Annotated in this window: 10 protein-coding genes; 4 read left to right on the top strand and 6 right to left on the bottom strand. The window is 61.4% G+C overall.

The genetic code is table 11. The features are described from left to right. Nucleotides 1–276: 276 nt before the first annotated feature. Nucleotides 277–1,806, top strand: a complete 1,530-nt coding sequence (locus ABEG21_RS02580) for a methyl-accepting chemotaxis protein (RefSeq protein ID WP_347555723.1) — start codon at nt 277–279, stop codon at nt 1,804–1,806. 187 nt (nt 1,807–1,993) lie between these two features. After that, entirely contained in the window at nt 1,994–3,124 is a 1,131-nt protein-coding gene (locus tag ABEG21_RS02575) for a beta-propeller fold lactonase family protein (protein WP_347555722.1), read from the top strand. 100 nt (nt 3,125–3,224) lie between these two features. Here the strand turns inward: ABEG21_RS02575 and ABEG21_RS02570 are convergent, their stop codons facing one another. The 6 genes from ABEG21_RS02570 to ABEG21_RS02545 form a co-directional block, all read right to left on the bottom strand. Next, a complete protein-coding gene (locus ABEG21_RS02570) occupies nt 3,225–3,932 on the bottom strand; it encodes a response regulator (protein ID WP_347555721.1) in 708 nt (235 codons plus the stop codon). Further along, entirely contained in the window at nt 3,925–6,747 is a 2,823-nt protein-coding gene (locus tag ABEG21_RS02565; RefSeq protein ID WP_347555720.1) for a sensor histidine kinase KdpD, read from the bottom strand. The genes ABEG21_RS02570 and ABEG21_RS02565 overlap by 8 nt, the downstream gene beginning before the upstream one ends. 37 nt (nt 6,748–6,784) lie before the next feature. Further along, entirely contained in the window at nt 6,785–7,366 is a 582-nt protein-coding gene (gene kdpC, locus ABEG21_RS02560; RefSeq protein WP_347555719.1) for a potassium-transporting ATPase subunit KdpC, read from the bottom strand. Nucleotides 7,367–7,441: 75 nt separating this feature from the next. Then, complete coding sequence (gene kdpB / locus ABEG21_RS02555) at nt 7,442–9,523, bottom strand: potassium-transporting ATPase subunit KdpB (protein ID WP_347556587.1); 2,082 nt, start codon at nt 9,521–9,523, stop codon at nt 7,442–7,444. Nucleotides 9,524–9,653: 130 nt separating this feature from the next. Further along, nucleotides 9,654–11,462 carry a potassium-transporting ATPase subunit KdpA gene (gene kdpA / locus ABEG21_RS02550; protein ID WP_347555718.1) on the bottom strand — a complete coding sequence of 603 codons (1,809 nt, stop codon included), beginning with the start codon at nt 11,460–11,462 and terminating at the stop codon, nt 9,654–9,656. Beyond that, nucleotides 11,459–11,554: a potassium-transporting ATPase subunit F gene (locus ABEG21_RS02545; protein ID WP_347555717.1), complete on the bottom strand. Its 96-nt coding sequence runs from the start codon at nt 11,552–11,554 to the stop codon at nt 11,459–11,461. Before ABEG21_RS02545 ends, kdpA begins: the two co-directional genes overlap by 4 nt. Nucleotides 11,555–11,988: 434 nt before the next feature. Here ABEG21_RS02545 and ABEG21_RS02540 point away from each other — a divergent pair, with 434 nt between their 5' ends. Both ABEG21_RS02540 and ABEG21_RS02535 read left to right on the top strand, forming a co-directional pair. Beyond that, on the top strand, nt 11,989–12,315 hold the full coding sequence (locus ABEG21_RS02540; RefSeq protein WP_347555716.1) for a hypothetical protein: 327 nt from the start codon (nt 11,989–11,991) through the stop codon (nt 12,313–12,315). Then, a complete protein-coding gene (locus ABEG21_RS02535) occupies nt 12,312–13,235 on the top strand; it encodes a dihydrodipicolinate synthase family protein (protein WP_347555715.1) in 924 nt (307 codons plus the stop codon). The genes ABEG21_RS02540 and ABEG21_RS02535 overlap by 4 nt, the downstream gene beginning before the upstream one ends. The last annotated feature ends 3 nt before the right edge of the window (nt 13,236–13,238 follow it).

The raw sequence follows: 13,238 nt of genomic DNA, 5'->3' as shown, positions 1-13,238 counted from the left end.
CCAATATCACGGCGTCATGACGCTCCAGCGGAAGACCATCGCCCTGTCGCGGATCTTTTTGCGATAAATCAGTATCTTGAAAATATTCCCCTGGCAAACGATCACCACTTATCCGCGCGACGAATGATGATATGCCTCCTGATGCTATTTAAATCCCAAGGCAAAAACCGCGAGGTAGCCGGATTATTAAAATCTTCCTTACAAAAACATTCAGTAATGGATTTCGATGCCGTTAACTTGTCAGTCCATTCACTTTAGTGAGGTAGTGAAATCCGCATGAAAGTATCCACGCGTCTAATCATTCTCGTCACCGCGGCCCTCGTGGCATTGTTCGCGGTCGGCGGCTACGGCCTCTTCAGCCTCCGTCAGGCCATGTATGGCGAGCGTAAAGCGCAGATTGCAAATCTCCTTCAGATGGCAGAGCATCTCGCGAGCGATTATCACGAGCAGGAAGTTGCCGGCAAGCTCACTCGCGAGCAGGCACAAGATGCGACAAAGACCGCGCTGGGCAAGCTGAATTATTCGGCCAAGAGCTTCTTCTGGGCACGTACCCCAGAGGGCATCACGCTGATCCACTGGAATCAGGCCATCATCGGAAAGAACAATGCCGGCAAGGCCTTGGACGGGCGCCCCGATGGCGATGTTTTCCGCGAACAGCTGGCGCATGATCACATGCCGATCACGCTGGTGCTGGCCAAGGACCCCGGCACCGGTCAGTTGGTCGGCAAGTTGAACGGCCTGGTTGCCTTCGCGCCGTGGGATTGGTGGATCGGGACGGGCATCTTCGTCGGAGACATCGATGCCACCTTCTGGCGCACCGCCTGGCTGTTGATCGGCTTGATCACCATTGCCACCGTCGTCATCGGCGCAATGTCGTGGCAGATCATTCGCAACGTCGTCGGTACGCTGGGCGGTGAACCCGCGTATGCCGCCGCGGTGACGCGACGCATCGCGACCGGCGATCTGACCGAGAAGATCGTGCTGCGCGATCGCGACGACTCGAGCCTGGTGGCCTCAATCGCCGTGATGCAGGCATCGCTGGTCGACATCATCACTCGCATCCGCACCGGTTCCGAAGCGGTAACGGCAGGCACCACGCAGATTGCCGCCGGCAATGCCGATTTGTCTTCCCGTACCGAGGAGCAAGCGGCATCGTTGCAGGAAACCGCTGCCAGCATGGAGCAATTGACGGCCACGGTAAAACAGAATTCCGAGAATGCGCAGAAGGCCAGCACCCTCGCCGCCAACGCATCGTCCACCGCCGAAAGCGGCGGCGTTGCGGTCGCGCGCGTGGTGGACACGATGAGCGCGATTTCGGCGAGCTCCGACCGGATGACGGAGATCACCGGCACAATCGAAAGCATTGCCTTCCAGACCAACATCCTCGCCCTCAATGCGGCGGTGGAAGCGGCGCGTGCCGGGGAAGAAGGTCGGGGCTTTGCCGTCGTCGCATCGGAAGTGCGTTCGCTGGCGCAACGAAGCTCGAGCGCCGCGAAGGAAATCAAGACATTGATCGCCGCGTCGGTGTCGCAGGTGCGTGATGGATCGCAACAGGTCAGCGCCGCTGGCGAGACGATGAGCAATATCGTCAAGGCGGTAGGTCATGTGACGGAGATCATGTCGGGCATCTCCGCTGCCTCGCAGGAACAACATGCGGGCATCGAGCAGGTCAATCAGGCCGTGACGCAGATGGACCAGGTGACGCAGCAGAATGCAGCACTGGTCGAAGAAGCTGCCGCGGCCGCCGGCTCGCTTGCGGATCAAGCAGAACGGTTGTCGGTGACGGTCTCGGCATTCAAGGTATAACGGCTCTTCACCGCCTCCGCTCGGACGCGTATCGAGCGCATGCGTCCTTATGCGTCTACACTCTGACTTGCTCGCGCACGCCAGAGTGCAGCCCGCAAACATGCGTGCACATTCTTGGCAAAGACGGGAATGGGAATACGTCTAGGGGATGCCCTAGTTTCTTTTCTATATAAATTATCCAGACCTTATGAAAAATACACGCTTCACGGGCCTTGCAAAAGCCTGCGCCACCGCCAGCCTGGGATTCGCGGCCCTCTTCGCTGCCTCTTCGCATGCGGCACTGGCCTCCACTTACGTGTATGTCTCGAATGAAGATAGCCACGATGTGTCCGTCTTCGCATTGAACGAAAAGAGCGGCGTATTGACGTCCATCGAAACGCAGACGGTCGGCGGCGTCGCCATGCCGATGGCCGTTTCGCCGGACAAGTCGCGTCTCTACGTGGGTGTGCGAAGCGTCCCCTACCGTGTCGCCACGTTCGCCATCGATCCGGCTAACGGGAAGTTGAGCGATCTCGGCACCGCACCGCTGGCCGCAAGCATGGCTTACCTGTCGACGGACGTAACCGGAAAATTCCTTTTCTCGGCGTCGTACGGCGGCAATCAATTCAGCGTCAACCCCATTGGCCGAGGCGGCCTGGTGGGCGCCCCCCAGCAAAGCATCCCGACTGGCCCGATGGCGCACTCGATCGTGCCGTCGCCGGACAATCGCTATGTATTCGGTGCGGTGCTGGGCGAGGATAAGTGGAAGCGCTTCAGCTTCGATCCGACCAACGGCACTTTGGGCAACGAAACGGACGCCTTCGCCGGCGTGCCGAAATCGGGCCCCCGTTTCTTCCGCTTCTCGCCCGATCATCGCTTCGTCTACGTGATCGACGAGTTGGACGCAAAGGTGCATGTGCTGGCGTATGACGCGGAACAAGGCAGCGTCAGCGAAATTCAAACCGTCTCCGCGCTGCCGGCTGATTTTGGTACGCAGGTGCCATGGGGCAGCGATCTGCATCTGACGCCTGATGGCCGCTATCTGTACACCTCGGAGCGCCGCAGCAGCACGCTCGGCGGATTCCGTGTCGACAAGAAGACGGGCAAGCTGACGCGCATCGGTACCTGGGCGACGGAAACGCAGACGCGTGGGTTCAACATCGATCCGTCGGGCAAGTTCCTGTTGTCGGCGGGTGAGAAGTCGGGGCATGTCAGCACGTACCGCATTCAACCCAGCGGTCAACTGACGAAGGTCGGACGCTATGCAACCGGCGACGGTCCGAACTGGATCGAAGTCGTGCATTACTCGGACGCAGCGTCAACCACCGACGCAAAGTAAGTGCGCTCCCGCCACGGACGTACGGGTCGACATCGACGCCGTCCGTGGTGGTGAGCCGCGGCGCGATACGCCACGGGCGGCCTTCCACGGCCACCGCCCCCTATTCGCGCGGCTGCAATCCGACGAGCCGGTAACCGACCCCGGTCTCGGTCACGAAATGGATCGGCTGTGCAGGATCGCGTTCCAGCTTGTGCCGCAAATTCCCCATATAGACACGGAGGTATTGCGTGTCTCGCGCATGGGATGGCCCCCAGACCTCGGTCAGCAACTGCTGATGCGTCAAGACCCGGCCCGCATTCCGAATCAGCATCGCAAGCAATCTGAATTCGACCGGCGTCAAACGAACGGGTTCGTCCGCCAAGGTGACGCGTCGATCGTTCAAATCGACGCGGATATCACCGAAACGGACCTCGTTCGTGCGCGCTTCGGCGTGACGATGCGTGCGCCAAAGCAACGCGTGAATGCGGGCGATCAGTTCGCCGGTACCGAACGGCTTGGTCAGGTAGTCATCGGCGCCGGCTTCGAACGCCGCTATTTTTTCGTCTTCCCGACTACGCGCGGAGAGAACGATCAACGGCATATCGCTCCACGCACGCACCTGACGGATGACATCGAGGCCGTCCATATCGGGCAGCCCGAGATCGACGATCAACAGATCCGGACGACGTGTTTGCGCGGCGATGAGTCCTTCCTTGCCCGTACCGGCCTCATGCACGCTCATGTCGCGCGACTCCAGCTCCGTACGAACAAAACGGCGAATGTGCTTCTCATCCTCGATCAGCAGGATGGAAAGAGTCAGTTTATTCACTGTCGATTCCTTCTTCCGGCAGGCGCGGTGGCGTGTCGTTGGCAAGCAGATCGAACCAGAAGCTCGCGCCCACCGTCACGCCATTCGCGTCCTTTCGATTTCGTGCCCCGATACGCCCGCCATGGGCCGCGATGATCGCCCGACAAATCGCCAGGCCCAAGCCCACCCCAGGCGTAGCCGATTCCGTCGTCCCCCGGGTGAACTTCTCAAAAATCTTGTCCTCGCTACCTTCCGGCAGGCCAGGGCCGATATCGTTGAGGGAGACCCGAATACGTCGCTGCGCCGTGTCGTGAATGGCGGCTGCGACGATCGACAGCGGTGTGTCGGCCCGCGCGTATTTGCATGCGTTCTCCACCAGGTTGACGAGAACACGTTCCATCAACACCGCATCGAAGCGCACCATCGGCAGATCGCTTGGGATCGATACATCGACGCTCCGTCCGGCCAGTCCGCTTCGGCACGCGGCCAAGGCCCCTCCCACCGCTTCTTCGATCATGCCCCATTGCAGATCGAGCGTCACGCCGCCCCCCTGCAAGCGCGCCATATCGAGAAGGTTATTAACGAGACGGACCATGTGCTCGGCCTCGATATGAATGCCCCGCGCCAGCGCATACGCGTCGACATGCGGCACTGCGCGAGTGGGAACCGTCTCCGAGCATGCAGCGGCCAATGCCGGCGTTGGCATAGACGTCGGCGTTTGCAACAGCCGATCCGTCAGCACGGCGGCCGATCCCACGATGGCCGTCAATGGCGTTCGTAGATCATGCGAGATCGTCGCCAGCAGTGAATTGCGCAGTCGCTCGGATTCCATCGACACCAAGGCATCCTGTGCGATATCGACGTAGTGGACACGCTCGATGGCCAGCGCGATCTGCGCGGCAAAGGTTTCGAGCAGACGAAGTTGATCGGGGGCGGCGAATTCACCGGGACGCTCGCTCAAGACGGCGATGGCACCGCGCGTACGCATCGGCGCTTTCAACGGCAGATAATAGGCCGCGCTCGACGGCAAGGTATTCGTCCCCGCACCCGCCGCCTGCTGTCGATCGTAGACCCATTGCGCAACGTCGATATCGAGCTTGTCGTCGGGAATCGTCGTGGCCGGATCCGGCGCGCTGACTTTCTGCCGCATTTTTTCATCGCTGTCCGGCAGCAGGATCGCGATCCGCGAGCCGAATACCTCGTTCACGTGGCGTGTTGCGATCTCGATGATCTGCGCCTCCGTCAAGGCCGCGCCCAATTCCCGCGTCATCGCATACATCACCGCCGTGCGACGCTCGCGCAACGATGCGGCCCGCGCCTGCCGACGCAGATTGGACGTCAGGTTGCTGACCGTCAGGGAGGTGGCCAACATCACGGCAAACGTCAGCAGATACTGCGTATCGGCAATCGCGAAGGAGAAGCGCGGTTGCACGAAGAAGAAGTCGAAAGCGACGACACTGAGGCACGACAGATAGGCACCCGGACCGCGCCCGAGTCGCACGGCGGCAAAGACGACGCCCAACAGATACAACATCACCAGGTTCGCGAGGTCGATCTGCGACGACACCGTGAAGATCAAGGCGGTAATGACCGCCGCGATACCGCTGGCCTTGCCATAGGCGGCCAACGAGGATCGTGGCGCATCGGCGGTGTGACTGCCCAGCAGCATCGCACGCCAGTCGCGGGGATAGCGCGACGCCGTGGCATGCGGCGCCAGCAAGGTAAGCTCGATCTGCGGCGCCGCCTCCGCCAATCGATCCACGAAGCTCGGCGCCAGGAAACGGCGCCACCGCCCGCGCTGCGACTTCCCCGCGAGCAATTTCGAGACATTGCGCATCGTGGCGTACGCCGCCAAGGTCGTCACCGCGTCGCTGCCGTCCAAGGTCACCGTCTCGGCGCCCAGTTCGGCGGCGAGACGCAACGTATCGAAGGTCTGCTTGCGAATGGCATCGGATTGCCGCCGCAATGTCGGCGTGTCGACATGCACCGCGAGCCAGTCTGCCTTCAGGCTGGCCGCCAGGCGCGCCGCCGTCCGTACCAGCGCCCCGTTGCCACCGCCCGCGCCCACGCAGACGATCAGCCGCTCCCGTGCCCGCCACAGCCGCTCGATGGACTGGTCCGCGCGATACTCGCGCATCTGCGCGTCCACACGGTCGGCCGTGCGGCGCAACGACAGCTCGCGCAGCGCAATCAGATTGCCCTTGCGAAAGAAGTGCTTGATCGCGCGCTCGGCTTGTTGCGGCAGATAGATCTTCCCTTCGCGCAAGCGGTCCAACAATTCCTCGGGCGGCAAATCGACCAAGGTCACTTCATCGGCGAGATCGAAGATGCGATCCGGCACCGTCTCCCAGACGCGGATGCCGGTAATCTGGCCGACAATGTCGTTCAGACTTTCGAGATGCTGCACGTTGACGGTCGTATAGACGTCGATGCCGGCGTCCAGCAGCTCCTGAACGTCCTGCCAGCGCTTGGCGTGCCGCGCCCCCGCAACGTTCGAGTGTGCAAGTTCATCGACGAGCAGCAAGGCCGGCCCACGCGCCAGCGCACCGTCCAGATCGAACTCGGGCAGGCGCTTGCCGCGCTGCGTGAACGTGGTGGGCGGCAAGCGCTCCAAGTCCTCCAGCAAGGCCAGAGTTTCCTGCCGCCCGTGTGTCTCGACGACGCCCACCACGGTGTCGACGCCCTCCTCGCGACGCCGATGGGCGGCCAGCAGCATTGCGTAGGTCTTGCCGACGCCGGCCGAGGCGCCGAAGAAAATCTTCAGGCGACCTCGTTGGCGACGGCTTTCCTCTCGCTGAATGCGGCTCAACAACGCGTCGGGATCGGGACGCTCCATCACTTTTCCTGGCCTATGAAAGATCGATTGTCACGCGTCATGGATGGGTCGCCGCCGCGTCGAGCGCCAGATTCAGGCGCAGGACGTTCACCCGCGGTTCGCCGAGAAATCCGAATTGCCGACCAGACGTATATTGGACGATTTTTTGACGCACCGCATCCGGCGATAAGCCACGGGCCTTCGCTACCCGATCCATCTGATAATACGCCGCCGCCGGGCTGATTTCTGGATCGAGACCGCTGCCCGAGGACGTGACGAGGTCGACCGGCAACGGCGCCGTGTTACTCGGATCGGCCTGCCGCAATGCATCGATACGGCCCTTTACCTCATCGAGCAGCGCGGGATTCGTCGGTCCGAGATTCGAGCCGGACGATGCGGTGGCGTTATACGGATTCGGCGTGGTGGCGGAAAGCCGCGACCAGAAATATTGGGGCGCGTCGAATTGCTGGCCGATCAAGGCGGACCCGACCGGCTTGCCGTCGCGTTCGAGCAGACTGCCGTTGGCGCGATACGGAAACACCGCCTGCGCGATTCCGGTCACGAGCGCCGGATAGGCGGCGCCGGTCATCACCGTGAAAGCGGCAAACAAAACGATAGCGGGTCGAAAAATAGTATTCATGGTGCACTCCTTACGCAATGAGAGCGTGTGTGCCATCGCCGCTCGACGCGGCACACATCGGTCCTGAGAGCCCGTTCAAGCCCATCCCAAAAGGGCGAGAATCATGTCGATGACCTTGATGCAGGGAAAGGGCAGCAACAAACCGCCAAGCCCATAAATCAACAGGTTCCGTCGCAGCAGCGTGGCGGCACCCAGCGGCCGGTATCGAATGCCGCGCAGCGCCAACGGAATCAGGAAAACGATGATCAAGGCGTTGAAGATCACCGCCGACAGGATGGCAGACGTCGGCGACGTCAAATGCATGACGTCGAGGATGCGCAACTGCGGATAGGTCGTGGCGAACGCCGCCGGGATAATCGCAAAATACTTCGCCACGTCGTTCGCGATGGAAAACGTCGTCAACGCCCCGCGCGTCATCAGCATCTGCTTGCCGATCTCGACGATCTCGATCAACTTCGTTGGGTTGGAGTCGAGATCGACCATATTGCCGGACTCCTTGGCCGCCTGGGTTCCGGTGTTCATTGCGACGGCGACGTCGGCCTGCGCGAGCGCCGGCGCATCGTTTGTTCCATCGCCCGTCATCGCGACAAGACGACCTTCCGCCTGATGCGAGCGGATCATCGCCAGCTTGGCTTCCGGCGTGGCTTCGGCGAGGAAGTCGTCCACGCCGGCTTCCGCTGCGATCGCACTGGCGGTCAAGCGGTTGTCGCCGGTGATCATGACGGTCTTGATGCCCATCTGGCGCAATTCCGCGAATCGCTCCTTGATGCCGCCCTTGACGATATCCTTGAGTTCGACCACGCCGACCACTTCAGCGCCCACCTCGACGCCGCCAGAAACGCGCACCTTCTGCGCCACGACGAGCGGCGTGCTCCCGCGCCGGGAAATATCGTCCACCGACGCCTGCAATGCCGCGGGGAAATCACCGCCGCTCTCCTCCACCCATTTCCGTATCGCGGACGCGGCACCTTTGCGTAATTCCCGCTCCGGCAGATCGACCCCACTCATCCGCGTTTGCGCGCTGAAAGGAATGAAGGTCGCGCGCAGCGCCGCGAGGTCGCGTTCGCGTAAATTGAAACGCTGTTTCGCCAGGACGACGATACTCCGTCCCTCGGGCGTTTCATCGGCGAGCGACGCCAATTGCGCCGCATCGGCCAGTGCTGATTCGGTGCGATTCGGCGCCGGCACGAAGGCCGAGGCCTGACGGTTCCCCAGCGTGATCGTGCCGGTCTTGTCGAGCAGCAGCACGTCCACATCGCCGGCCGCTTCCACCGCGCGGCCCGACGTCGCGATCACATTGGCCTGCAACATGCGGCTCATTCCCGCCACGCCGATCGCCGACATCAAGCCACCGATCGTCGTCGGAATCAGGCACACCAGCAAGGCCACCAGCGCGGTCAGCGATACCACTTGCCCCGCCTTCATCACCGACACCGAGAATATCGAGAAAGGCAGCAGCGTGGCGCAGGCGAAGAGCAGTACCAACGTCAGCGCGACCAGCAGAATCGTCAAGGCGATCTCGTTCGGCGTCTTCTGCCTTTTGGCGCCTTCGACCATGGCGATCATCCGGTCGAGAAACGCTTCGCCCGGATTGACCGAAACCCGCACGACGATCCAGTCGGACAGCACGCGCGTGCCGCCTGTCACCGAACTGAAGTCGCCACCGGACTCACGGATGACCGGCGCCGACTCGCCAGTGATCGCCGACTCGTCGACCGACGCCACACCGTCGACGACCTCGCCATCGGCCGGCACAGTGTCGCCGGCTTTAATAAGGACGAAATCGTCCTTACGCAGCGAGGAGGCTTGTACCAAGGCGACATCGCCATCGACCTTCGGTTGCGCGAGCTTGCGCGCCGTCACGTCGCGCTTGGCCTCCCGCAGCGACGCCGCCTGCGCCTTCGATCGCCCCTCGGCAAGCGCTTCGGCGAAATTGGCAAACAAGACGGTGAACCACAACCACAGCGTCACGGCGAGGATGAAACCGGACGATTCCGGCGACGTGGGATGGCCCAGCACCGCGGCAATCCACAGCACGGTAGTCAGCAGGCTGCCGACATAGACACAAAACATCACCGGGTTTCGCAACTGCGTGCGCGGCGAAAGCTTGCGGAAGGCATCGATCAGCGCGGGACGCAACAAGGCCGGATCGAACATCGATCGTGCGCCCGGTTTCGGCTGGGGAGTCGGCGCACCGCCCTCGGCGTGTTGGCCCCCGGAAGCCGGCGCATCGCCGACGACATGCTTTAACGGAGAATTCATTTTCGATCTCGTGAACGACGGGGCCTCAATGGCCCGACACCATCATCAATTGCTCGACCACCGGTCCCAAGGCCAGCGCCGGAACATAGGTCAATGCACCCACCAATACGATCGTGCCGAGCAACAGCACCACAAACAGCGGACCATGCGTTGGCAGCGTCCCGGACGTCACGGCCAGTCGCTTCTTCGCGGCGAGCGCACCCGCCACCGCCAGTACCGGCACGATCCAGACGAAGCGACCGAACCACATCGCGATAGCCAGCAGGATGTTGTAGAAGGGCGTGTTGACGGTCAGGCCGCCAAACGCGCTGCCGTTGTTATTGGCCGCGGAGGAAAAGGCGTAGAGCACCTCCGAGAAACCATGCGGGCCGGGATTGGCGATGCCCGCGAGCCCGGCCGGCGCAAGTACGGCGATCGATGATCCGACGAGGACCAGGAAAGGCGTCAGCAGGATCGCCACGGCGACCATTTTCATCTCGTACGCTTCGATCTTTTTTCCGAGATATTCCGGCGTGCGGCCGATCATCAACCCGGCAACGAAGACGGCCAATACCGCGAAGGCCAGCATGCTGTAGAGGCCGGAGCCCACGCCGCCGAAAATCATCTCGCCCAATTGCATCAGCAGCATCGGCACCAGGCCGCCGATCGGCGTCAGGGAATCATGCGTGGCGTCCACCGCCCCGGTCGACGCCGACGTGGTTGCAACGGTGAAGATGCCGGTTTGTGCGATGCCGAAGCGCGTTTCCTTGCCCTCGGCGTTGCCGCCGGACTGCAAGGCGCTTGGCGTCTGATCGACATGCAGCGCGGCGAATGCCGGATTGCCGCTTTGCTCGGCATGCAGTTCGACGCCCAAGGCGATCGTGAAAGCGATCGTCATCGCGGCGAGAATTGCGATGCCTTGCCGCCTGTCGCCCACCATGACGCCGAACGTGACGCACAAGCCCGCTGGAATCAACAGCATGGCCAGCACTTGCAAGAAGTTTGTCAGCGGCGTGGGATTCTCGAAGGGGTGCGCCGAGTTGGCATTGAAAAAGCCGCCGCCGTTCGTTCCCAATAGCTTGATGGCTTCTTGCGAGGCAACCGGCCCGAGCGCAAGCGTCTGCTTGCTGACGGACGTATCCACCGTCTCGGGATTGCCGCTGGCGTCTTTCACCGGATTGCCTGCGCCATCCAGCTTCGGCGCCTGATATACCGTTGTCTGGAGCGTATCGATCTCTTTGTAAGGCGCAAAGGTTTGGATGACACCCTGGCCGACAAAGCACAACGCGACGACCACGGCGAGCGGCGCAAGGATGTACAAGGTAATGCGTGTGAGGTCGACCCAGAAATTACCGATCGTCCGCATCGTGTGTCGGGCAAATCCCCGGATCAACGCGACGGCGACCGCGATCCCGGTGGCGGCGGAGAGGAAGTTCTGCACCGTCAGCCCGACGACCTGCGACAGATAGCTCAGCGTGCTTTCCCCGCCGTACTCCTGCCAGTTTGTATTAGTGACAAAGCTGACCGCGGTATTGAACGCGCCATCAGGGCTCATCGGCCCCATCGCTTGCGGATTGAACGGCAGCCATTGCTGCAGTCGAAGCAATGCATAGAGAAACAGCGTACCGATGCCGCTGAACAGCAGGATGCAAACGGCATAGCGCTTCCACGACATTTCGGTATCGGGATCGACGCCTGCGATCGCGTATAAAACCTTTTCGATGGGGCGACCCAGCCGCCGCACGACAAACGACGAACCGTCCATGACCGCTGCGATATAGCGTCCTACCGGGTAGGCCAACAACAACAGCACGACGATAAAAACTGCGGATTGCAGCACGGTGTTGGCATTCATTGCAGATCCTCCGCACGCACCAGCGCATACACGAGGTAGAGAAAAAGCAGCAACGATGCGCCACCCGACATCCATAAAGTCCAGGCAGTCATATCAGCGACCTCCCGGGGTACGGCGCAAACGGTCGCAGCCGCGCACCAATAAGAGACAGACTACGCAAAAGCCGACGATGCCGGCCACGTAAAAGGCGTCCATTTTGCTTCGTTCCTTACACGAAAAAGTCGTGGCGATCCTGCGTATAAAGCGTATCAAGAGCAGCATAAAGATCGCGATAAGAAACAGGGCGAAGGTATAAAGAACGCATAAAGATTGATGTGCAAGGGCCCGTACGCCTCGCTGTCCACAAAAAATCGCCGCGTCCTTGATGCAAAGGGGCGCTTTTTTTACGCCAATTTGATGCACCCCGGCGCTACGATTCCGGCATCGCCTCTCTGCCTGTTGGCGCGTCAACGGGCTCCCGGAGGAAAGCGCGCATTGGATCGCATTCCTGCGCGATCCCGGCATGTGGCAACAGGAGGAATGAGTCATGCTTTCGTGGAACAAGACGCATGCGGTGCGGCGCCCTTCGCACGCCGCGCTACCCGCACCGTTCGATGCCTACATCATCGAAGTGGTCGCGCACGATCTCGCACCATCGCAACAGCGAATGCAACTGAAGCGCGTATTCGAATCGTCACTCGGTGCGACGGTGCGCGAGGCCACGCTGTTTCCTTCACGCATTCACTTCACGTTCGACGCCCCTGCCGCCGGCATGAAAGCGACCTTGCAACATCTGCTGTCGCTGATCCCCGGTGCAACTATCCAGCAAATTTACCCGCGGGAATTTGAATACCCGTCGCGACGGACAAAATGATGATTTCAGGTATATGGCTGCCGCTGGTCACGCCGTTTAAACATGGCGAAGTGGATCTGGCCGCACTGCAAAAGTTGATTCGATACTATGCAAAAACGGGTATCAGCGGCTTCGTCGCCTTAGGCACAACCGGCGAGTCGGCACTCCTCTCACCGGCAGAACGCCTCGCCGTACTGGAGACCTTTTTCGACGTAGTCCCAACCGGGATGCCGGTCTTTATCGGCGTAGGCGGCATGAGTACTGCGGAGATGTGCGACGCGATGTCGACCTATCGCGCCTTCGATCCGGCCGGCTATCTGATACCCGCACCCGCCTATATCCGTCCCGATCAAGACGGCTTGCTATGGCACTTTTCCACCATCGCGGACGCTGCAAAAAAACCGATCATCCTCTATGACGTGCCTGTGCGATCAGGCGTCGCATTGGCGCCCGAAACGGTCGAGAAGCTGCTTTATCGGCACGAGATCGTTGCGATCAAAGCGTGTGTCCCGGCGAGCTTCACCGCTTTCGGAAAATTACCGCTCAGCATGCTTTGCGGTACCGACGCCGCCTTGATCGAGTGTCTGCTGGCCGGCGGCAGCGGCGGCATTCTCGCAAGCGCGCATGTCTTCCCGGAGGCGCTCGTCGCAATCGACCGAGATATGCGCGGCGCGGCCGAAGGCGCCGCCCCCTACGGCATGGCGCGCCGACGCAGTGAGGCCTCGCTCGACTTCGACGCGCTCACCGACACGATTCGCCTGCTTTTCTCGACGAGCAATCCCACCGCGATCAAAGCGTGCCTGGCATTGGCCGGCTTAGCGCGCGCCGAAACCCGTCCGCCCTTGACGACGGCGTCCGACAAGCTGATGGAGCAGCTGTCTCGTGCCCTGTCCGTCACCCCCTCGGCGCTACGCCGGATGCCCTTGTCTGTTCTGGAGTAAGCG

The organism is Robbsia sp. KACC 23696 (assembly GCF_039852015.1).
Lineage (GTDB): Bacteria > Pseudomonadota > Gammaproteobacteria > Burkholderiales > Burkholderiaceae > Robbsia.
This window is presented reverse-complemented; position numbering and strand designations above follow the sequence as displayed.